Below are 22,730 nucleotides of genomic sequence, written 5' to 3'. Positions count from 1 at the left end.
AGTAGTAAGTGCAGGCCGGTAAAAGCGCCCTGGCACATCACAGGAAAAACATAATAATTACAATAATGGACAGGAATGTAAATCCCACAGCACTTGCAAGGTACAAAATTACAGCCTTCGGAACACTCACGGGGAGATTTCCCACGAATTTTCCTGTCTGTCCATTCATTGCAAACAGATTGCTTTTTCCTCTGAAAGTAGTGTTAAGAAGCCACACGGGATAGAGCGCATACTTGTGTGAAAAGTTCGTCAAATTGTGGTGATGGCTCTTCTCATTTATGGTCTCATAGCTTCCGAGCGTGTTCTTTATGTCGTATTCGATGGTGCTTTCCATTCGCTGCCTGATGCGCTCCTCGGTATCCTCTGCCCTCACGTCGTATCTGTTTGCAAGAAAACCTGCAAGATATCCGCCGTTAAAAGGAACAGCTTCCTTGAAATCGAAGGGCTCTATCGACTCCATAAGGTCATCGGGCATCTCCTTGGACGCATCGCTAGGAACGTTTTCGTAGGCTTCACTTCCGGCTCTCTCAACATCATAGAAACTTGTGTCTGTATAGTTGTAGTTACCGTCAGACCAGGTTTTTATCTTGGTTGCTGAGAAGCTGTACTCGGAAGTAAGTTTACCGCTGTAAAGCCAGTAGGGAATATATATTCCCCTTATCTTATCTATGTGGTTTTCATCGGAAAATACCTTGGGGAGCAGAAGCTTGTGGCTTATGAACTTTCTGTAGGAGCTTATTGCATCTTCCTTTGTTTTTTTAAAGGGGATGACGTAATCAGGCTTCAAATCTCCCTGGAATTTTTCCTTTACTACTACATTGTTGCTACAAAACGGGCATGTAAGTGAGCCCTCTTTTTCAGATGCGATAATTTCTCCGCCGCAGGAAGCACAGGAATAGACAACCATTCCGTCGAGCTCGCCCTCATCCCATGAGGAAGAGGGCTTTGCTGCTTCTTTGGAAGAGTCGGAAGGCTTATTTTCACTTTCTTTGTGCTTGTAGTCTTCGACCCTTATTTTCGTATCGCAATATGGGCAGAAAAGCATCTGACTTTTTGCATCGAATTCCATTATGCCCCCGCACGAGGGGCATTCATATTCAGTTAATCCCATATATGTATTCTTTCTGTGTTGATTATTTTAGCTTCGGCTTTCCGCAGCCATTGGCATCCCTAAAGTGTGAATGCTCAGGCTCTGGGCTTTCCGCAGTTAGTGCAGAAGTTGCCGCTGTTTACAGCGCCGCAAGAACATGTCCAGCTTGCGGGCTGAGGTCTTGCGCTTCCGCAGTTGGTGCAAAAGTTCCCGTTATTAACAGTTCCGCAGGAGCATGTCCATCCTGCCTGGCCCTGGGGCTGCATCTGAGGCTGCTGATTCTGAGATTGCTGACCCATTGCAAAAAGACCTGCTGCATTTGCACCGCCTGCCTGCTGAGCCATGTTCATTCCGGCAAATGCCATCATAGGTCCGGTAGCTGTATTTTTTGCTGCATCCTGCATAGCCTGAGCCTGTGCTCCAACGAGCGTAGCGGCTGCCATGTTAGGATTAGCATAAACTGCATTCTTCTGAAGATCCTTGATCATCTTCTCATCTTCTTCAGAAGCATTTACAGAGTTGATACCAAATGTAGAGATCTTGATACCGTAGGTCTCGCCCCATTTTGATGACAGGACTTCGTTGAGCGCATCAGCGATCTCGGTTGTGTGTCCTGGAAGAGCGCTGTAGCGAACACCTGCCTCGGAAATCTTGGCAAATGCAGGCTGAAGTGCTGTAAGGAGCTCGCTCTTAAGCTGAGACTCAATGTTATCTCTTCTGTACTCACCCTGGAAGTTTCCGCACAGGTTTGTATAGAACAGGATGGGGTCGATTATCTTGTAGCTGTACTCGCCGTGGCAACGGATAGAGATGTCAACGTCGAGACCGATGTTTTTATCAACTACGCGGAAAGGTACGGGATTAGCTGTGCCGTACTTATTGCCGATGATATCCTTGGTGTTTATAAAGTAGACTCTTTGGTCATTTGCAGCATCGCCGCCAAAGCTAAGTCTCTTTCCAATCTTTTTAAATGTCTCTTTGATGTTCTCAGACAGGCTTCCATAGAATAATGAAGGCTCTGTGCTGATGTCGTAAACAAATTCGCCGGGCTCTGCGCACACTTCGGTTACTTTGCCCTGATCAACAAGGATCATGCACTGACCATCTGCAACTGCGATGATAGAACCGTCTGTGATGATGTTGTCGTTGCCCTTAGTGTTAGAGCTGTTCTTGCCTGCGCGCTTTTTTGCCTTAACAGCAAGTGTGTCTGCAGGAAGTGCATCACAATAGAAGTAGTCTCTCCAGGAATCAGCAAGTGCGCTGCTTGCAGCACCAATTCCGGCCTGTAAAATACCCATAATTCTTTTCCTCCTTAAACTAGCAATAAACTTTTTTCATTAGTAACAAGACGCTGCTGGCTTTGCAGGAAACGAAAGATGTTTTTTCATATTCCCTCAAAGCAGAGGTCTCACAAAAAATTATAACATATTTAAACCATTGGTGGCAGATGAAAGGGCGCTCAAACACTATTAAAAGCTATTAAAACCTCTAAAACTTCTCTTAAAGAAATGTAAATAAAACGGTGCTGCATCACAGAGTAACCCTGCCATCCCATTTTGCCCCAATATATGCTATAATCACGACAGATTATAGGTATAAAGATAAGGAAAAAAGAGAGAATAACAATGAACTCACATAAGACACAATCCGATGTTCTCATCATAATTCCTGCATACAACGAATCGGAAAACATCGAAAACATCGTAGATGAGATAATCACAGGCTATCCGCAGTACGACTACGTCGTAGTCAATGACGGATCATCGGATAATACAGCAAAAATACTTAAAAACCGCGGATACAATCACATAAACTGCCCCATTAACCTAGGTATAGGCGGAGCAATCCAGACAGGATACCGCTATGCAAGGGAAAAGGAATACAAGATTGCAGTCCAGATAGACGGAGACGGACAGCACGACCCCGCATACATACAGGACATCATCACTCCCATCCAAAATGGAGAAGCAGACTATGTAATAGGCTCTAGGTTTGTGACAAAGGAAGGCTTCCAGAGCTCAGCTGCAAGAAGAGTCGGAATCAGGTTTTTAAGCGGCCTTATCACACTCCTGTGTTTTAAGAGAGTAAAGGATGTAACAAGCGGATTCAGAGCAGTCAACAGCTTTTTCATAAACGCATTTGCTGACAACTATCCAATAGACTATCCCGAGCCCGAGGCCATCATGGATGCAGTAATGCGCAGGAAAAGGATCCTCGAACTCCCCGTCGTAATGAGGGAGCGCGAAACAGGAAAGAGCTCTATTAACTTCAAAAAATCAGTTTACTACATGATAAAAGTAACCCTCGACATCATAGTATGCAGGATAAGTTACGGAATCAGGAGATAATTATGCACACTATAATTCCGCAGAGACTAACTATAGTTCTCATACTTGCAATAATCGTATATTTCACAATAATCCTGATCCTGTTAAAGGACAGGAAGATGAACATGAAGTATTCGCTCTTGTGGCTTTTTACCGGTGTTGCGATGCTCGTGCTCGTACTAAAACCGGACACAATCATCTATTTAAAAGCACTTATCGGCGTTACCGACAACATGAATTTTCTGTTCATGATACTTATCGCATTTTTGATAATGCTGGTCCTTTCGCTTACAAGCATAGCCTCGCGTCAGGCAAACCGCATAACCAAGCTCATACAGACGCAGGGACTCCTTGAAAAAAGAGTAAGGGAACTCGAGCAGAAGCTGGATGAAGAATAAGAGTAAGTAAAAAGAGAAAGCCAAATCAGAAACGATGTACCAAGCGAAAAATAATGGGGGAGCAAAATGACAGACAACATACTGGAAATGGTTGGAAGGACCAAGCCTCTTTTTGAAAACGACATCAGAACAAGGGAGAAGGAGCTTGCGGAAATAATCCACAGTTCCAGATTCCTCGTAATAGGCGGCGCAGGAACAATAGGCTCTGCCATCTGCAGGGAGCTCTTTGCAAGAGACCCCAAGGTCCTCCACGTAGTCGACATCTCTGAAAACAACATGGTCGAACTCGTAAGAGATATCAGATCATCAAAAGGCTACGGCACAGGCGAATTCGCAACCTTTGCCATAGACTGCGGCTCAGACATATTCAGGTCATTTATAGAACAAGAGAAAAAAAGAATAGGCGGCTACGACTATATCTTCAACACCTCCGCACTAAAGCACGTCCGCTCCGAAAAGGACCCCTACACTCTGATGCGGATGATCGACACCAACATCTTTAATACAGACATCACCATGCAGATGGCCCGCGATATGGGCGCCCAAAAATACTTCTGCGTATCAACCGACAAGGCCGCAAACCCCGTAAACATGATGGGCGCTTCAAAGCGAATAATGGAAATGTTCCTTGCAAGAAGAAGCAAGGAGATGCCTGTATCTACCGCAAGATTTGCTAACGTCGCTTTTTCAGACGGAAGCCTCCTCTATGGATTTAACAGAAGAATTGAGAAAAACCAGCCACTCGCTGCGCCAAACGACGTAAGGCGCTATTTCGTAACCCCCAAGGAATCGGGCGAGCTCTGCCTCATGTCATGCCTCACAGGAGAAAACAGGGACATCTATTTCCCCAAGCTCGACGAAGAACTAAACCTCGTGACCTTTAGCAGCATAGCAGAGAAATACCTTGAAAACCTCGGCTACGAGCCTGTTCAATGCGCCACGGAGCAGGAAGCAAGGGAGCGAGTATCGGAACTTAAATCCCAGCGCAAATACCCCGTGTACTTTTTTTGCAGCGACACAACAGGCGAAAAAGACTTCGAAGAATTCTACACAGAAAACGAAGTCCTCGACATGGACAGATTCGAATCGATCGGCATAATCAAGACTCCCACAGTTTATGACGCTGACAAGCTCGACATGTTCTCAGACAGAATTGCAAAAATGCGACAAGCCGGAACCTGGGACAGAGCAGAGCTGATAGAACTATTTAACGAGATGATCCCCAATTTTAACCATAAGGAAACCGGCAAGTTCCTCGATGGAAGGATGTGAGGGAGAAATTGCAATAGCACAAATGAAAATTGCAATTTGGATATTAAAAATAGTAATTGGATGTTATATTATATTAATAGAACAACTAATTGCTATTTTTATTGCATGCATGTTCATGTGGTTATATGAATGGAGAAAATATGGCGAATTCAAAGATTGAGGAATTACAGAATAGAAAAAAAGAATTAAACCTTACCTACGAATATATTTCAGAAAAAGCAGGATTGCCATTAAGTACTGTACAAAAAGTACTTGGAGGTAATATAGAGTCTCCGAGACAAAGTACGATCGAGGCTCTTGAAAAAGCCTTGGAAATGAATGATGTAGGTGATCAGTCTCAGCCTGAGATTTCTATTGGTAACCAGGACTTTGCAGCCATAATAGAGAATGGTTATTTTTATGTTGATAAAACAGAATTTATCAGAAAATGGTGGGAAAGTGCTGATGTAGTAACGCTTATCACGAGGCCTAGAAGATTCGGAAAAACGCTAAACTTAAGCATGCTTGATTACTTTTTTTCTAACAGACATGAAGGTAGTGAAAGTTTATTCAAGGGATGGAATATATGGAAGGATGCCAAATATCATGAGATACAGGGACAATATCCTGTTCTATTTATCAGCTTTGCATCCATAAAAGGAAGAGATTACGATACTGCGAGGCAGCAGATAATTCAGGAGATAGTAAGTTTATATAGAAATTACAGTTTCCTGACAAGCGAACCATTCATGACAGAAATGGACAAGAGCTTTTGGAATATGGTGGGCTATGATATGACGGATGCCACGGCAGCAGAATCTCTGAGGTTCCTTTGTGAAATACTATATAAGTATTATGGCAAAAAGGTTCTGATATTTCTTGATGAGTATGATACTCCGATTCATGAAGCCTACACGGATGGATTTTGGGATGATATGACTGGATTTATAAGAAATCTCTTTAGCTCGACCTTCAAAACAAATAGCTACCTTGAGAGAGCCATAATGACGGGTATTACCAGAATTAGCAAAGAATCCATCTTTTCTGATTTGAATAACCTGAAGGTTGATACAATGACTAATGCAAGATATGATACTGATTTTGGATTTACAGCGGAAGAAGTGTCAAAGGCTCTTGATAAATATGAGTTGTCACAAAAAAAGGATGATGTAAAAAGATGGTATGACGGCTTTAAAATAGGAAAGTCATCTGATATGTACAATCCGTGGTCAATTACACAGTTTTTGGATAGCGGAGTATTAAATAATTATTGGGCAAACACCAGTGAGAATTCCCTTGTTGAAAAGCTTATAAGGGAAGGCAGTGCGGATGTAAAGAAGAATATGGAGAGGTTGCTTAATGGTGAATCCATAGAAGCCCTCATAGATGATGAGATAGTTTTTAATCTTATAGATAAGAATGAATCCGGAATAATAAGCCTTCTTTTGGCTGCGGGATATCTTAAAGTCGACAGCACGGTAGATGAGATGGGTGTGCGAAAAAAATATAAGGTATCACTGACCAATCTGGAGGTAAAGCATACCTTTGAAGATATGATAAAACGTTGGTTTGAAGATGATAATGTCAGATACAACGATTTCATAAAGGCATTGTTTGCTAATGACGTTAAATATATGAACCGATTCATGAATGAGGTTGCGCTTAGTACATTTTCCTTCTTTGATACCGGAAATAAGCCTTCCCATCGAAATGAACCAGAAAGGTTCTACCACGGCTTTGTTTTAGGACTAATTGTAGAACTTAAGGATAAATACCATGTCTTTTCTAATCGCGAGAGTGGATTTGGTAGATATGATATATGCCTGGAACCCTGCGATAAAAACAATCCTGCATATATCCTCGAGTTCAAGGTTCATGATCCTGACGACGAAAAAGATCTGGAGGCAACAGTCAAAAATGCGCTACAGCAGATAGAAGATAATAATTATGATGCGGATCTTCTAGCAAGAGGCGTCAAAAAGGAAAATATCTATCACTATGGATTTGCATTTGAAGGAAAACATGTGCTGATTGGGTGAGATAATGAACGTGGTTGTGTATGGAAAAGTATCTTATAACAGCCAAAAGATGGAGGTACGGAGATGAAAACAAACGGGAGTTCACGAAATTATAACAATTTATTTATGACATATATGTTATAATTCAACTAAAGGCGTGGGTATAAGGTATGCGGCATTTGCTGTGTACCTTATTTTTCAAAGTGGGGATTTTTTATGATTAAAAATATGTGGTATGCGGTTTTGTCGTCTCATTATCTAAAACCCGGCAAGCTCCTTGCTGCAAGGCGTTTTGGTGAAAATCTGATTTTTTTCAGGAAAAAAGACGGTGAAGTAAGTCTGGTTTCCAGTCTGTGCGCACACCGCGGGGCATCTTTGTGCAAAGGATGGATTCAGGATGATAACATAAAGTGCCCGTTTCACGGAATTGAGTATGATACTTCCGGAAAGGCTGTCTATATTCCGTCTGAGGGAAAAGCTTCTCATCAGGATTTTTCAAGGTTAAAATTAAAACACTATCCTACCAGAGAAATTGGCGGAATAATTTTTGCCTGGTATGGCGACGGTGAGCCGGACTGCGAACCGGATTATTTTGATGTGATAACAGATAAATCCTATGTTTATGATCATACAGAAGATTGCTGGAGTGTCCAGTATTCCAGAGTGATAGAGAACCAGCTTGATGTGTCACATCTTGCTTTTGTTCATCATAATACGATAGGCAGGGGGAATAAAACTCTTTGTAATGGTCCCAAGGTTATCTGGCTTGATGAAAATACATTGCAGACAAGTGCCAATAATGAGGTGGACGAGGGACAGCTTCCAAAGGGCTCTGACGAAAGTATCATAAAGAGTACAAACCTGACATTTAAATTCCCTAATATGTGGCTGAATCATGTTACGGATAAGATTATGATTCTTGCATTTTTTATCCCCGTTGATGATGAGAATTCCATAATCGCCTTGAGGTTTTATAACAAGATTACCGGCTTTAAGCCCGTTGACAGTCTTATAGCATGGCTCGGCAGCAGGGCAAATAAGATAGTGGAGCGCCAGGATAAACGAATAGTTGAAACGCAGCTTCCCAAGAGGTCAGATTTGAAGATTGGAGAAAACCTTGTTGCAGCGGATCTTCCAATTATTGAATACAGAAACAAAAGAAATGCACTTCAGCTTAAAGATGGTACCAAATCAAAGAAACCAAAAGAACCGGAGATGGTATCTGTCACAAACACAGGAGGGAACACTATGGATAACAAGGCTATGTACAAACTGTCATATGGATTATTTGTTCTTACAGCTAAAAATGGTGAAAAAGAAAATGGCTGTATCACTAACACTGCCATTCAGGTGGCATCAGAGCCAAATCAGATTTCTTTTGCGGTAAATAAGGCAAATTACACACATGATATGGTGATGCAGACAAAGAAATGTAACATATCGGTTATAAGTGAGGCAGCAGATTTTGAACTGTTTAAGCACTTTGGATTTCAGTCAGGCAGAGATGTGGACAAATTCAAGGACTTTACAGACTGCAAGCATGCAGAAAACGGAATACCATACATTACCCGGGGAACAAATGCCTATTTTTCTATAGACATAAGGCAGACAGTTGACCTGGGTTCCCATACACTTTTTATAGGAATACCTACAGCGATGGAAGTTCTGGATGCTGCCGCATCAGCAACCTACAGTTTTTATCAGGATAACATTAAGCCAAAGCCGGAAGCAGTTGGTAGGACGCCAAAGGGCGAGACAATATGGCGCTGTAAAATCTGCGGATACGAATGGGTAGGCGAGGAACTTCCCGATGACTTTATATGTCCTATATGCAAGCACCCTAAGGCTGATTTTGAGAAGGTTGTGAGATAAAAGTATTTGTAAAAGGAACTACGATTCAGTGATTTGGTTATTGAAGGCGATAGTTCCTATGCTATAATATACAACAATGACTAACAAAGACGCGAAACCAACGGTTTCATTCATACTAACTACATACAACTGCGGAGGCACACTAGGGGAGATCCTTGATGCCATAGAATCTCAGGACTATCCTAATATCGAGGTCAACATCAAGGACGGAGGCTCAACTGACAACACCCTTGAAATCATTAGAAACTACAAGGAATCCAGCAAGTTCTCCGTAAATACAGAATCGAAAAAAGACACCGGAATCTATGATGCCATGAATCAGGGATATGCCATGGCAACAGGAGACATCGTAGTATTTTGCAGCGATAAACTTGCAAGGACCGATGCAGTAAGCCATATCGTAGACACAATTCAAAACGCAGGAGAATCATGCGTCGGCGCTCATGCTGATCTCGTATATTCTGAAAACGGAAGACCCGTCCGCATTTGGAAAATGGGCAAAGGCCACATAAGAAACGGCTGGATGCCGGGACATCCGACACTATACCTAAAGCACAGCATATATGAAAAGTACGGTCTGTATAAAACCGACTACCGCATAGCCGCAGACTACGAATTCATGGTAAGAATCTGCAAGGACAACGAGGATAACATCGCATACCTTCCGGAATCAATAGTCGACATGTCCTACGGCGGCACAAGCAATGCCACCGCAGCAAGCTACTGGCAGTCACTAATGGAGGCAAACAGAGCCCTCAGAGAAAACGGCTACAGATTCCCCTGGATTATCAGCATGAAGAGGACGATAAAACTCCTAATCCAGTTTGTAAAGGCGAAACATAAATGAAAAAAGTAAACATACTCATGTGTACATACAATGGCGAAAAGTACTTACGTGAGCAGATTGACTCGATAATAGATCAGACCTATGAGAACATCAGCCTCTTCATCAGAGATGACGGATCAAACGATAATACACTTAGCATAATACATGAGTATACAGATAGATTTCCTGAGAAAGTACATTTTCTAGATTCTGAGAAACACCTCGGATACCCCGGCTGCTTCTGGGATATTTTAGCAAAGTGCCCACCTGCTGATTACTACGCATTTAGCGATCAGGACGATATATGGGATGAGAGAAAAATAGAATATGCTGTTGATAAACTCACAGATTTTGAAAGCAATATGACTAATAAAAAAGGCATAGATATAGAGGGTGAGAAGAAACGGCAGAAAATCGGTGAAAATGGTAACATACCGCTCTTATATATTCATGACAGCACAATATGCGACAAAGACGGCAATGCCATAGGCGAGCACAGGCTCAGCAGCTTTGGAGAATTAAAATACAACAATATAGTTTTCTACAATATTGCAGAGGGTTTTTCGATGGTGATAAATAACCCCATGCGAGATGCTCTTCTTGGCGGGGATGATTTTTCGAGAACTATTCCCCATGATCAATGGACAATCTGGACAGCATTTTTCAGAGGAAATATTGTATATGACTCAAGGCTCCTTGCAAAATACAGAAGACATGAGGACACCGTGACCATTACAGGTGGCGGCAGGACATCTCTTATCAAGAGCTGGATACAAAATGAGATATTCGGCACATGGTTTCATTCCCTTTGCAAGAGAATCCTTTATCTGACAGAGTTTAATAAGGAATATATGACAGATGGGCAGTATAATGACCTCCGAATGCTTGCAGGAGACAGCTCACGAGGCAATTATTTCAGGCGCCTTTTTTATGCTAAGAGACTTCGCCCCAGTATAGGCGGAGAGCTTGCGCTCAGAATCAATTTCCTATTAGGCAAGAAATGAAAAGACTTTCCATTTTTCCAAAAAGGAATTAACAATCAATAAATCCTTAAAAGAAAAAGCAAAAAGGAAATAAACAAGGACCGATTTATGAAAAAGACAGCAATAGACCTCCTGTGGCTAAGACCCGGAAAAGTGGGAGGAACGGAAGTATATATAAGGAACCTTCTTGACGGTTTATGTCAGCTTCCCGATGATTTTAATTTTGTCCTTCTTGTATCCAAAGACAATGAAGTAACTTTCAGAAAATATTTAGAAGATAAAAGATTTAGTTTCCTGATAGCTGATACTGTTTCAGCCAATATCGGAGGAAGGATAATCTGGCAGTATTTTCATCAAAATGCTCTGCTTAGAAAAAATGGTATAAGCACCTGCTTTGTACCCGTATATGTAAGACCTTTCTTTAACGGAGGAATTCACTACATCAACGTCATCCATGATATTCAGGCCTATCATTATCCGCAGTATCACCCGTTTCACGAGAATTTTTACTCATACGTAACATGGTTTGCAGATGCAGTATTTTCAAGAGATATTGTGGCAATATCTGATTTCGTGAAGAGGGATATAGTAAAGAACTATCATTTTAAGGAAAACAGGATAACAGTTATCCCCAATCCCGTGACAGTTAACCCGGATGAGACAGTTTCATTCGAAGAAATAGCAGGCAAATACGGGATAAGTGCAGGTCAGTACTACTACACCTTATCTCAAAACATCCCGCACAAGAATTTCAAGACACTTGTAAAAGTGATGGCTAAAATAAAGAGCGAAGGAGACCTTCCTCAGAAGCTCCTTGTCAGCGGAATTTCAGGGAATGCTTCAGATGAAGTACAAAAAATCGTAGATGAGATGGACCTTAAAGATAACATTATCCACACAGGCTTTGTAAGTGATGCGGAAAAAAACACACTTATTAAAAATGCAAAAGCATTCCTGTTCCCCAGCTTCTTTGAGGGATTTGGTATTCCTCCTGTAGAAGCAATGATACTGGGACAAAGAGTGATCACAACAACAGCTGCCAGTATACCGGAAGTTACACTGGGTATGGCAGAGTATGTTGAAGACTACATGAATCCCGATGCCTGGATCAGCGCAATGAAAAAGGATGCTCCCAAGGCTCCAGACAAGGAAGCTTTCAATATCTATAAGAAGGAAGAAATAGCAAAAAGATACCTTCACTATCTGCAAAAGGTAATAGAAGAATAAATTCAAATGAAGAAAACTATACTCTGGCTTGCGCCGCATAAACCCTATGAAAAGGTAAGACATGCCGGCGGCAAGAACATGTACTACTACATAAACTACATAAATAATTCCGGAAAGTTTGACATTACTTTCATCGGACTCTCCTACGAATCTGAGCGCAAATATGATGACATTGAAAAAAGCGGCATAAAGACAGATATCTATTACCGCGACCATTCCAAACTCGACTCGCTGGTAAGAAGAGTTGTCGGCGGCTTTACGCTCCTTAATCCATGGACGAAGTATTATAACCTTCTCCTCTTATACGAACACATGCAGATTACAAGGAGAGTTAAGAAATACAAGGAACAAAATGGAGATCCTGATATAGTTATCCTTCACTGGACCGCCATGGGACTTCTTCTTCCTGAGATGAGAAGATATTTCCCCAAGGCAAAAATCATCATAATAGAAGAAGACGTCACATATCTTGGATATAAGAGAAAATATGAGGCAAATCCTACATGGCTCACAAAATATCGCTACGAACATCTTAAGAAGGATGAGCTTAGGGTTATAAGTGATAGTGACTTGACGGTTACACTTAATAAAAAAGATACAGACCTGCTATTAAATGAGGGCATAAAACACAAAAAAGTTTATACCAGTACTTTATATTTTGAAGACTACTCGGATGTACAAAGAAATCCGAAGCCCGGATACTTGCTGTTTTATGGTGCAATGAGCAGACCGGAAAACTATGAAAGCGTTATCGATTTCATAGAAAATGCAATGCCTGATTTTGCCAAGGCAGGATGCACACTAAATGTTGTCGGAGCCAATCCCCATCAGCGTCTTATAGCGGCAGCAGATAAATTCAATAATGATTTTCAGGGAAGTAAGAAGCCGATTAATATAACCGGATTTGTAGATGATATAAGACCCTATCTTGCAGATGCCATGTGCATGGTAGCTCCCTTAAAACTCGGAGCAGGAATAAAGGTTAAGGTTCTGGAAGCAATGTCAGCCGGAGTTACTGTTCTTACTAATGATATTGGCATTGAAGGCATTTATGCTAGGAACCGTCTTGAATATATTCACTGTGAAAGACCTGAGGATTATATTAACGAGGCAAAGAATCTTCTTAATAACATGCAAGAGACAATCCAAATCGGAAACGCAGCAAAGAACTATATAGCACAGAACTATAATCTTGACATGAAACTTGGGGAACTGCTTGATATAATTTCAATATGGTAGTTGATGTCTTGCAGTTATGAATTATAATATGTAGGTGTTTGTGCATACGTGCATATGTTAGCTGTTACAAAACATCTATTTTGATATAATAGCTTCTAATAACTATTCAAGATAGAAGATTCAGTACCAAGGAATAAAGATGAATAATAACGAAAAAGATATATCATCTCAAGGCGATGATTTAAAAAAGATTATAGAAGATCAGCAGACGACTATAGAAACAAAGACTGAGCAACAAAAGCATCTGGAAGAAAAGCTCAGACAGGCAGAAGCTGAAATAAATACTCTTTCACACTATAAGAGTGACTACGAAGCTGTAACTAATTCTATCAGCTGGAAAACAATAAGGGCAGTTGGAACTCCGTTATATATGGTGGTTCAAGGTGTTCGTAAGTGTTTTACAATTCTGAAAGCTATTAATCCTACGAATTTCAAATTTTTGATGAATGCATTTAAAAAGGGCGGATTTGGGCAGGTAAAGCGTGAAATGAATGCGTATAAGCTAAGGCTTGCCGGAATGGATGCGCCTGTTGCATTGCCATCATTATTTGATACAAAGGAATTCTCAGATATAAACAAGTATGAAATAATATCTGTCCCTACGTGGAATGATCCGGATGTATCAATAATTGTTCCGGTTTATAATCAGTTTGCTTATACCTACAACTGCATAAAGAGTATTGTCTGGAATACCGGAGATGTGAAGTATGAGATCATTATTGCAGATGATGTTTCAACTGATTTCACAGTAGATATTGAAAAGGTATTACCCGGAGTAAAGGTTGTAAGAAATAAAGAGAACCTCAGGTTCCTTAGAAACTGCAACAATGCAGCAAAGCAGGCTAAGGGCAAATACATATTATTCCTTAATAACGACACACAGGTGCTTGATAACTGGCTAAAACCTATGGTGGATGCAATGGAGAATGATCCATCTATAGGAATGACAGGATCTAAGCTCATATATCCTGATGGAAAGCTTCAGGAAGCAGGCGGAATCTTATGGTCTGATGGAAGTGCCTGGAATTTTGGCAATGGCCAAAATCCTCACGCGCCTCAGTTTAACTATGTTAAAGAAGCAGACTATATATCTGGTGCTGCCATAATGATAAGACATTCATTGTGGAGTGAAATAGGCGGTTTTGACGAAAGATATGCTCCTGCATACTATGAGGATACTGATCTTGCTTTTGAAGTAAGACGCCATGGTTATAAGGTTATATATATACCGAAGTCTGAAGTGGTTCATTTTGAAGGAAAATCAAATGGAACAGACACAAGCGTAGGACTAAAAGCATACCAGGTTGAGAATGCAAAGAAGTTCTACGAGAAGTGGAAGGACGAACTGGAAACAAACCACTTTGAGAATGCTCAGAATGTATTTATGGCTAGAGACAGAAGCAAGGGGAAAAAGCATATCCTTGTGATCGACCATTACATTCCCCGATTTGACAAGGATGCAGGCGGAAGATGTACCTATATGTATCTCCTGCAGTTTGTAAAGATGGGAATGCAGGTTACATTTGTCGGTGATAACTTTGCTGAGGAAGAGCCATATAAAAGTGATCTTCAAAGCCACGGAATAGAAGTGCTGTATGGCAGCTATATGCAGTCTCATTTTGAAACATGGCTTGCTGAAAACGGAGATTACTTTGATTATATATATACTCAGAGACCACATATAACAATAAAGTATCTCGACCTTATAAGGAAATACTGCAAAGGTAAAGTGATATACTTTGCTCACGACTTACATCATCTAAGAGAATATCGTGAGTATGAGATAACAAAAGATGCTAAACTGCTTAAGTCTTCCAAAAAATGGAAGGAAATAGAGTTCAAGATTATTGAAAACGTTGACGTTGTTCATGTTGTTGGAAGCTATGAGCAAAAATACCTGCAGGAGATATTTCCCAAAAGAGCTATCAGGAATATTCCTCTTTATATCTATGAAGATGAAAGAGATGACATTCCAAAAGATTTCGATAAACGTAAGGACATATTGTTTGTGGGAGGCTTTGGACATCCGCCAAATGTCGACGCGGTTGAATGGTTTAACGAGGAGATATATCCTGGAATACTAGCGAAGTACCCTGACATGGTATGGCATATAGTAGGTGGAAATCCCCCTGAAAAAATTAAAAAGATGCAATCAGCTAATATCATCTTAGAGGGATTTGTATCGGATGAAAGACTTGAAGAGATGTACAAGGAATGCCGTCTGGCAGTTGTTCCGCTTAGATACGGAGCAGGTGTAAAGGGCAAAATAGTAGAAGCAGCTTATTATCAGATACCTATGATCACAACACCTATAGGTGCTGAAGGCATGTCTACAGAAGAAAATACTATGATTGTAGAAGAAACTGCTGAGGGACTTGCAAATGCTGTTTGCTCATTATATAAAGATACAGAAAAGCTAAAAGAAATGTCAGATAACGGAAAAGAATTCATAAGGAAATACTTCTCTGTTAAGTCTGCGCAGGATATCTTACTTAAAGATATTACGTTATAAATTGTTATAAAGTATAGAAAGAGATACTTGATGGATAGAATTAAAGAAATAATACAATACAAAGATATGATATATAGCATGGTCAAGCGAGAGCTTCGCGGAAGATACCAGAAGTCTGCCCTTGGAATGCTATGGGCACTTTTATATCCGCTCTTCCAGATAGCTATATATACATTTGTATTCGGGGTAATCTTCCCTAGCTCAATTGAAAACTATTATATATACCTAACCGCAGGAATCGTGCCCTGGACCTTCTTTAGCGAGGCTGTGGGACAGGGTGCTGCATGTATTACAAGTAACAGTAATCTTGCTACCAAGATATACTTCCCTAGAGAAGTACTGCCTATATCAGCAGTTCTTGCTAAGTTTATAAATATGTTACTTGCTTTCATAATAGTATTTCTTTTTATCATTATTGGCGGAGTAGGAGTAAGTCCTGCTGCGATATGGTTTTTACCGATAATAATGATAGCAGAGTTTTTGCTGTGTACAGGATTTACTTTGTTCTTTTCTGCAATTACGGTCTATGTTAGAGATATGGAATACATTGTAGGTATTCTTATGATGGCTTGGATATGGGGAACACCTATTATGTACAGCATGGATGGACTTAGTCCTGTGATAAAAACTATTCTTTTGTGCAATCCTATGACTAGCATAATTCAAAGCTATCATGCAGTTTTGTATTACAAGACATTGCCCGATTCCATGTACACGATAATTACATGGGTTAGTGCAATATTGGTTCTTGTTATCGGAGAGCTCGTATTTGCTCATCTTGAAGGCGATTTTGCGGAGGAAATGTGATGAATGTAAATGTGAATAATCCGGAAAATGCCATTGAAGTAAGAGATGTGCATAAATACTTTAAAGTATATGAAGATAAAGGAACTATGCTCCGTGAACGCATAGTAAACATAACCCGTAATAAATATGAGAAAAAAGAAGTCCTTAAGGGAATAAGCTTTGATGTAAAAAAAGGTGAAGCGGTAGCACTTATCGGAAGAAATGGATGTGGCAAAAGTACAACCCTTAAGATGCTCACAAGGATCCTTAGACCTAACGGAGGAACTATAGCTGAACAGGGCAGAGTGTCGAGTCTTATCGAGCTTGGAGCAGGATTTCACCCTGACCTTACAGGTAGGGAGAATATATATATCAACGCTTCCATATTTGGTATAAAGAGAAAAGAAGTAGACAGAAGACTTGATGATATTATCGCATTCTCAGAGCTTGAAGCATACATCGACAGCCCTGTAAGAACATATTCTTCAGGTATGTATATGCGCCTTGCCTTTGCGGTAGCAATAAACGTAGATGCAGATATTCTCCTGGTAGATGAGATCCTGGCAGTAGGTGATCAGGCATTCCAGACTAAGTGCTTTAATAAACTTAAGAGCCTTAAAGCAAATGGTATGACGATAGTTTTGGTATCTCATTCTCTTGGACAGGTTAAGCAAATTTGCGACAGAGTTATCTGGATCGAAGATGGTCATATCAGAGATGATGGAGAAGCAAGAAAAATCTGCGATGATTATCTCGATGATATGGAGAAAAAGCGTCTCGAGAGAATAGAAGTAGAGGCTAAGAGACGGGCAGATAAAGAAAAAGCAGCTCTTGAGAGCGGAGATATCTCTGAGGAGGAGAAAAAAGCTCTTAGAGAAAAACAGCTTAAGCGCCTTAGCTGCGAGGAAATCTGTGCTCAATGCGGCCCTGATGCCAGAAGATCAGGAAGTGGAGAAGCGATATTTACAGATGTTGTAATGCTGAACGCAGATGGAAAGCCATCAACACACTTTAGTACCGGAGATAAGGTGGTAATAAAGATCAAATTCAAGGCATTTGATACATCCAAGAATCTCAATTTCACTATGGGTATAACCAGAAGTGACTGGGTATATTGTTATGGCAGTGAAATGAGAGAATGCACCGGAAGTACCATAAGTGGCAAGGAATCAGGCGAAGTTGTAATGACAATTGACAGCCTCGCACTCCTTAAAGGTGCGTATTTCCTTGATTTTTGGATTCAGGATGAATTCGAAACAGAGATAGACTGCATACATAACCTCATAGTTATGTATGTTGATGAAGATACCGGAAAAGACCATGGAATGATGCCCATGGAGCATGAGTGGGAAGTTAGATAAATTAGAGAGTAATAAATGCAAGTAATGAAATGTATTTGTAGAGCTTGGAGAAAAATATAGATGGAATACATTTTAGGTGTATTGTTAGTTTTAAATACTATTACAGAATCGATTGGACTGCCGGAACTATTACATTTGTTTTCGGCAGTAATTTTTGTATGGTATCTGATAAGAAGAAAGCCCCAAATAAAGAACATAATACAGATGTTTTTTATAATGACCGGCTATGTTGTATTAGTGCAGCTAATTACTCAGACAAATGATATTTATGCTACTTCGATATTTCTTATCAAGGCACTGCTCAATATAACGCTGACCGTTTGGGTAGTAAATAATTATCAGGAGTATGAACTCCGCAATGTAGTATATGGTGCAGCGATAGTGCAGGGAATTGCTACAGTTTGTGCATTTATCATGCAGGATTCCATCTTATGGAAGCTTGATGAATATGTGACAGGAACAAAACTTCACAGATTAGAGCTTCTTTGTCCTGAACCTGCATATCTGTCGTTTATATCCGGATTACTGTTGATAATAGGCATATATCAGATTCTGGTGTATAAGATATCCTGGCAGCTTATTCTGGCGGGAGTGGTAATCCTGATAAACATGCTACTATCTTATGGTATGGGCGGAATGATCTGCCTGGTTTTTGCCATTGCTGTCATGCTAATGGCGCATGTTGCAAAAAACAGAGATAAGATAGTAAAAGATCCTGCATCCAAGAATAAGTGGATACTAACCGGAGCTATGATGATAGTGGTTATGTTGTCCATTATTATCTTGTCACCTGCATATGGATTCAGATTTGCTTCTGTAGCGCAGGGAACAGATGTAGGTCTTACGTATGTATTTCAACATCCGCTTACTGTATTCACTAATGCTATGCATTTAACCAACTGGCACGGCGTAGGAATAGGACAGCTTGTAGGAACGGAAATATCAGCTACTATAGGGCTTACAACAGAATTTAAGAATTCATTTTTATATATAATGTCTGAGGGTGGATTCTTAGGAGTAGCCCTTGTAGTTATTATAGTAGGGGTGTTATTGGGGTATGTTCTTCTCTACGGTGGAATATTGTCGCTGGCGTTATTTCTGTATGTGACACTGTATCAGGTAACAGCTGGCAGGTTTGATGATCCTGTTAATTGGATTGTATATGGGCTTATATTGGCACAGTGCCTCAAAAATAAAGAACTCGCCAGGAAAGAAGACAGAATAGAGCTTGATAATAGTAGGACAGGCGAAGTTGTAGTAGGAATAATAGGTGCAAAAGGCCTTGGGAACTATGGTGGGTATGAGACTTTCGTTGACAAACTTACTGAGTATCATGTAAATAATGCTAATATAAAATACCTTATAGCGTGCAAGGCAAATGGACAAGGAGCCATGGATGAGACCAAACTAAAAGGTGCTGTTCCGATAAGTGATAGCGAGTTTACTTATCATAATGCTCACTGCTTCAAAGTGAATGTTCCACAAATAGGTGCAGCTCAGGCTATAGTGTATGACCTTCTGGCGGCAATGTACTGTATCAGATACTTTAGGAAACATAAGACAGAAAAGCCTATATTGTATGTGCTTACTTGTCGTATAGGACCTTTTATAGGACTGATTTCAAGTATGATTCATGACATGGGCGGATTATATTACGTCAACCCCGATGGGAATGAGTGGAGGCGCTCTGTTTGGAATAAATATGTCAGAAAGTATTGGAAGCTATCAGAAAAACTAATGATAAAACATGCTGACCTTGTTATATGCGATAGCAAAAATATCGAAACTTATATAAATGCAACCTATGATATGTATAATCCTAATACCACATATATAGCATATGGCGCAGAAGTAGACAGTAGCAATATGTCAGATGCAGACAGTAGATATCAGAACTTCTTACAAGAGCATGGAATCAACGAAATAGGATGGCTTATCGTTGGAAGATTTGTTCCGGAAAATAACTTCGAAACCATGATTCGCGAGTTCATGAAGAGTAACAGTAAGAAAAACCTTATAATAATTACTAACGTGAATAAGGAGTTCTGGGATGAACTGGAGGATAAACTGCACTTCACAAGAGACAGGAGAGTAAAGTTTGTCGGAACAGTATATGATCAGGCACTTCTTAAAAAGATTAGAGAGAATGCATATGGATACTTCCATGGTCATTCTGTAGGAGGCACTAATCCAAGCTTATTAGAGGCTCTTGGAAGTACAAAGCTAAATCTTCTCCTTGATGTAGGATTCAACCGTGAATGTGGAGAAGACGGAGCTTTATATTGGAGTAAGGATTATGGCAATTTGGCAGCTCTTATTGAGAAAGCTGAAAATCTAACCCCTGAGGAAATTGACAGACTTGGAAACAGGGCAAAGGATAGGATTAGAGAAGCTTACAGTTGGCAGTTTATTGCAGATAGATATGAGCATGTATTTGTTCAAAGTGATTTTCAGTAAGTTAGCCTAAATGAATCGGTATTTTGTTGTCATTGAAGAATATGTGATAAAACAATCAGAATAATATTTGAATAAAAACTGCTTGATAATTGAATAATATCCAATTATCAAGCAGTTTTTTAGATAACACGAGCTGACAGTTTGGCAATAAGATTGGGATCCGAAGTTTCTACTTTATCTGCATGTGCTATAACTATATTTTTTATAACAGATGAAAGATATGAGGCAGCAATTCCTTTGCCTTCCAATCGCTTAATTGATTCATCGGGTGAGCAGGTGATATTAAAGCCGCACATTTTAGGAATCCAGCATAACAACAATCCTATAGTAGCAGAGATTTGAATTTGTTTACTTTTTTCTTTACTTATAGGTTTGGATTCTTCTCTTATACCAAGGACAATGCCTATCATAAAGAATAGGAGAAATGATACGTTATTCCAGTATTCCATGTCATAAGTGAAGCTCTCAGCCATGATTGCAAGCAGAGCTAGGGAGTAGCCACGCTTAATGTAATCTGAGCATTTTATAAAACAGATTATGGCAAATATGCCAGCTACTACATATAGCAAGAATCCTATAAGACCAAAATCAAATAGAATTGATAAAAATGTATTTTCAACTGGAGTAGAAGGATTGCCGTTAAGAATCGCAATTCTTGAATCAAACACCGGACGTCTGTAGTATGCACCGAGTACGCCGTGTCCCAGAAACTTGTTAACGATAGGGGCTTGTAAAAAACCGGTTATAGTTTCTTCCCATGCTATCTTGCGGTATTGATTTCCTATATCAGTAGTGGTGTTGAAATTAGCAAACCTTTGTATAGTACCGGATAATGTGCTTATGATGGCATTTCTCATAAAAAAGAGAATTACTGCAATACAGAAAAAAAAGCCCACTGCTACTAGTTTATCAGATGAAGAAAGACCTATAGCTTTATTTGTTTTGTTATTAAGTTTTTCTCTTATTACATATAAAACTAATCCTATTATGCATATCAGAATGGCGCTTCTTGTTGAAGTGAGCCAAAGTGCATAAAATCCGACCAATAAAGATAGAAACTTCAGAAGTTTATCATTAATTAGGTACACAGAGATGATTGTAAAAAATAGAATGACTGTAGCAGCCGGCATGGGTTGCATATAGACACCGGTTAAGCGGCTGTAATATGACTGAAAGTAATTTTGAGCAGTAGGAAAATAATTAGTAATTCCATTGACGCCGTTTCTGTGCCAAAAAATTGCTATTATTATACTTGCAACAATAAGTACAATGAGTTTACGAAAAGCCTCACTAACGCTTTCTGTACTTTCTATGCTCAATCTGTAACCGGCAAATATGATGAAGAAAGAAATAATAGGCATCCTGTATGATAAGGGCTCTGTCGGATGTAAAAAGAAGAATATGAACCAGAGAAAAGCCGCTACAGATAGCAGATAGTATTTTCTTAAGAAATCGCCAAGTATGACCATGTTGGTGGTAAAGCCAGTGATAATGAAAAAAACTGCGAATAATATGATTTGTGAATAAAAATCGTGCGAATAGTCTACTAATGAAAGAAGAATTGAAAAAGCAAATCCCCAAGTAAGGTAATCCTTCCATATATTATTAAAGTTGTGGGTTGATAAATTCAATTTAACACTCCTTAAAAATGATAATTGATGAAATAACGGATGTATTATACTTTTGTAGTATATGCAATATACAGATTATATCATATATATTTTTAATGGGAAAATCTCTATGTAAGAGAAAACATAAACGTTATTTAATATATTATTTAATGCCGAAATAGCTTTTCTTTTAAATCTTTTTTCTATGGTGTATAATATGTCCTAATCTTTAAATTCCGCTTGCAACATCATAAGGACAATAAGAATATAAAGTATCATGTTGCCTGCAAAGCAAATGGCCAGGGATGCATGAACATAGATAGTCTCCATGGAGCAAAAAGAATAAATGAGAATGAATTTACATACTGTAATGCACAATGCTTTTCTAATCAATATCCCGGAGAATCTGGGCGCGGCGCAGGCGATTTACTATGAGTTAAGAGCACTAAGGCTATGTTGCGAGCATATTGAAAGAAATCATATAGAAGAGCCAATCGTATATATACTGGCTTCAAGAGTTGATCTTTTTGAAAGGAAGTTTGTAAAAAGGATTCATAATTTTTAGCGGACAAGTATGGCAGAATCCTGATGGGGCATGTGAAATAATTGGGACAACCGGAGAAAAGCCAGTAAAATCAAGGCTTTCTGAGAACTCTGTTTTCTACCCCAACTCAAACACAGAGTATCGAATCAAAAAATCATACTCCGGTTTTCTTAAAAGGTTCTGTGCTATGCCGGGAGCATTATGGTGTACACACAGTTTTTTTGCGTTG

General features: G+C 39.8%; 17 protein-coding genes and 1 pseudogene. 15 read left to right on the top strand and 3 right to left on the bottom strand.

The features are described 5' to 3' along the window. Positions 1-37: 37 nt before the first annotated feature. Both T543_RS02275 and T543_RS02270 read right to left on the bottom strand, forming a co-directional pair. Positions 38-1,069, bottom strand: a complete 1,032-nt coding sequence (locus tag T543_RS02275) for a TFIIB-type zinc ribbon-containing protein (protein ID WP_051638474.1) — start codon at positions 1,067-1,069, stop codon at positions 38-40. 116 nt (positions 1,070-1,185) lie between these two features. Then, positions 1,186-2,388 carry an SPFH domain-containing protein gene (locus T543_RS02270; RefSeq protein ID WP_035765256.1) on the bottom strand — a complete coding sequence of 401 codons (1,203 nt, stop codon included), beginning with the start codon at positions 2,386-2,388 and terminating at the stop codon, positions 1,186-1,188. A 327-nt stretch (positions 2,389-2,715) separates the two neighbouring features. On the opposite strand from T543_RS02270, the gene T543_RS02265 reads away from it, so the two are divergent. From T543_RS02265 to cps2T, 14 genes and pseudogenes are all read left to right on the top strand, one after another. Further along, positions 2,716-3,438 (top strand): glycosyltransferase family 2 protein, encoded by a 723-nt coding sequence (locus T543_RS02265; protein WP_035765254.1) that lies wholly within the window; start codon positions 2,716-2,718, stop codon positions 3,436-3,438. A 2-nt stretch (positions 3,439-3,440) separates the two neighbouring features. Next, positions 3,441-3,815 (top strand): DUF2304 domain-containing protein, encoded by a 375-nt coding sequence (locus T543_RS02260; RefSeq protein ID WP_035765253.1) that lies wholly within the window; start codon positions 3,441-3,443, stop codon positions 3,813-3,815. A gap of 66 nt (positions 3,816-3,881) precedes the next feature. After that, positions 3,882-5,087: a UDP-N-acetylglucosamine 4,6-dehydratase gene (locus tag T543_RS02255; protein ID WP_035765252.1), complete on the top strand. Its 1,206-nt coding sequence runs from the start codon at positions 3,882-3,884 to the stop codon at positions 5,085-5,087. A 140-nt stretch (positions 5,088-5,227) separates the two neighbouring features. Further along, positions 5,228-7,105 (top strand): AAA family ATPase, encoded by a 1,878-nt coding sequence (locus T543_RS02250; RefSeq protein WP_330369926.1) that lies wholly within the window; start codon positions 5,228-5,230, stop codon positions 7,103-7,105. Positions 7,106-7,300: 195 nt separating this feature from the next. Further along, positions 7,301-8,236, top strand: a pseudogene (locus T543_RS16555) (Rieske 2Fe-2S domain-containing protein); the annotation flags it as partial. A gap of 96 nt (positions 8,237-8,332) precedes the next feature. Further along, on the top strand, positions 8,333-8,956 hold the full coding sequence (locus T543_RS16550) for a flavin reductase (protein ID WP_081829914.1): 624 nt from the start codon (positions 8,333-8,335) through the stop codon (positions 8,954-8,956). Positions 8,957-9,032: 76 nt separating this feature from the next. After that, the gene (locus T543_RS02235; RefSeq protein ID WP_051638473.1) at positions 9,033-9,803 is read left to right on the top strand and encodes a glycosyltransferase; all 771 of its coding nucleotides are present in this window, start codon (positions 9,033-9,035) and stop codon (positions 9,801-9,803) included. Further along, positions 9,800-10,786: a glycosyltransferase gene (locus T543_RS14985; protein WP_051638472.1), complete on the top strand. Its 987-nt coding sequence runs from the start codon at positions 9,800-9,802 to the stop codon at positions 10,784-10,786. Before T543_RS02235 ends, T543_RS14985 begins: the two co-directional genes overlap by 4 nt. A gap of 87 nt (positions 10,787-10,873) precedes the next feature. Continuing rightward, positions 10,874-11,992 carry a glycosyltransferase family 4 protein gene (locus T543_RS02225; protein ID WP_035765250.1) on the top strand — a complete coding sequence of 373 codons (1,119 nt, stop codon included), beginning with the start codon at positions 10,874-10,876 and terminating at the stop codon, positions 11,990-11,992. 6 nt (positions 11,993-11,998) lie between these two features. After that, positions 11,999-13,231, top strand: coding sequence for a glycosyltransferase (locus tag T543_RS02220; protein ID WP_035765249.1), 1,233 nt, complete (start codon positions 11,999-12,001; stop codon positions 13,229-13,231). Between the two features lie 139 nt (positions 13,232-13,370). Next, positions 13,371-15,743: a glycosyltransferase gene (locus T543_RS02215; RefSeq protein WP_051638471.1), complete on the top strand. Its 2,373-nt coding sequence runs from the start codon at positions 13,371-13,373 to the stop codon at positions 15,741-15,743. Between the two features lie 30 nt (positions 15,744-15,773). Then, complete coding sequence (locus T543_RS02210; protein ID WP_035765247.1) at positions 15,774-16,550, top strand: ABC transporter permease; 777 nt, start codon at positions 15,774-15,776, stop codon at positions 16,548-16,550. Then, the gene (locus tag T543_RS02205) at positions 16,550-17,890 is read left to right on the top strand and encodes an ABC transporter ATP-binding protein (RefSeq protein ID WP_035765245.1); all 1,341 of its coding nucleotides are present in this window, start codon (positions 16,550-16,552) and stop codon (positions 17,888-17,890) included. The genes T543_RS02210 and T543_RS02205 overlap by 1 nt, the downstream gene beginning before the upstream one ends. A 60-nt stretch (positions 17,891-17,950) precedes the next feature. After that, complete coding sequence (cps2T, locus tag T543_RS16435; RefSeq protein WP_330369925.1) at positions 17,951-20,347, top strand: beta 1-4 rhamnosyltransferase Cps2T; 2,397 nt, start codon at positions 17,951-17,953, stop codon at positions 20,345-20,347. A gap of 119 nt (positions 20,348-20,466) precedes the next feature. Here cps2T and T543_RS02195 read toward each other — a convergent pair whose 3' ends face one another. Continuing rightward, a complete protein-coding gene (locus T543_RS02195; protein WP_035765243.1) occupies positions 20,467-21,978 on the bottom strand; it encodes an O-antigen ligase family protein in 1,512 nt (503 codons plus the stop codon). Positions 21,979-22,303: 325 nt separating this feature from the next. Between T543_RS02195 and T543_RS16640 the strand changes: the two genes are divergently transcribed. Further along, complete coding sequence (locus T543_RS16640; protein ID WP_035765240.1) at positions 22,304-22,522, top strand: DUF1972 domain-containing protein; 219 nt, start codon at positions 22,304-22,306, stop codon at positions 22,520-22,522. Positions 22,523-22,730: the final 208 nt, after the last annotated feature.

Origin of the sequence: Butyrivibrio sp. NC2002 (genome assembly GCF_000702265.1) — a bacterium.
Lineage (GTDB): Bacteria > Bacillota > Clostridia > Lachnospirales > Lachnospiraceae > Butyrivibrio.
This window is presented reverse-complemented; position numbering and strand designations above follow the sequence as displayed.

Coding starts and splice junctions, on each gene's coding strand:
- T543_RS02235 (WP_051638473.1), top strand. CDS start 9,033: ATGACTAACAAAGACGCGAAACCAACGGTTTCATTCATACTAACTACA.
- T543_RS02255 (WP_035765252.1), top strand. CDS start 3,882: ATGACAGACAACATACTGGAAATGGTTGGAAGGACCAAGCCTCTTTTT.
- T543_RS16550 (WP_081829914.1), top strand. CDS start 8,333: ATGGATAACAAGGCTATGTACAAACTGTCATATGGATTATTTGTTCTT.
- T543_RS14985 (WP_051638472.1), top strand. CDS start 9,800: ATGAAAAAAGTAAACATACTCATGTGTACATACAATGGCGAAAAGTAC.
- T543_RS02265 (WP_035765254.1), top strand. CDS start 2,716: ATGAACTCACATAAGACACAATCCGATGTTCTCATCATAATTCCTGCA.
- T543_RS02250 (WP_330369926.1), top strand. CDS start 5,228: ATGGCGAATTCAAAGATTGAGGAATTACAGAATAGAAAAAAAGAATTA.
- cps2T (WP_330369925.1), top strand. CDS start 17,951: ATGGAATACATTTTAGGTGTATTGTTAGTTTTAAATACTATTACAGAA.
- T543_RS02215 (WP_051638471.1), top strand. CDS start 13,371: ATGAATAATAACGAAAAAGATATATCATCTCAAGGCGATGATTTAAAA.
- T543_RS02210 (WP_035765247.1), top strand. CDS start 15,774: ATGGATAGAATTAAAGAAATAATACAATACAAAGATATGATATATAGC.
- T543_RS02220 (WP_035765249.1), top strand. CDS start 11,999: ATGAAGAAAACTATACTCTGGCTTGCGCCGCATAAACCCTATGAAAAG.
- T543_RS02260 (WP_035765253.1), top strand. CDS start 3,441: ATGCACACTATAATTCCGCAGAGACTAACTATAGTTCTCATACTTGCA.
- T543_RS02225 (WP_035765250.1), top strand. CDS start 10,874: ATGAAAAAGACAGCAATAGACCTCCTGTGGCTAAGACCCGGAAAAGTG.
- T543_RS02275 (WP_051638474.1), bottom strand. CDS start 1,069: ATGGAATTCGATGCAAAAAGTCAGATGCTTTTCTGCCCATATTGCGAT.
- T543_RS16640 (WP_035765240.1), top strand. CDS start 22,304: ATGAGAATGAATTTACATACTGTAATGCACAATGCTTTTCTAATCAAT.
- T543_RS02205 (WP_035765245.1), top strand. CDS start 16,550: ATGAATGTAAATGTGAATAATCCGGAAAATGCCATTGAAGTAAGAGAT.
- T543_RS02270 (WP_035765256.1), bottom strand. CDS start 2,388: ATGGGTATTTTACAGGCCGGAATTGGTGCTGCAAGCAGCGCACTTGCT.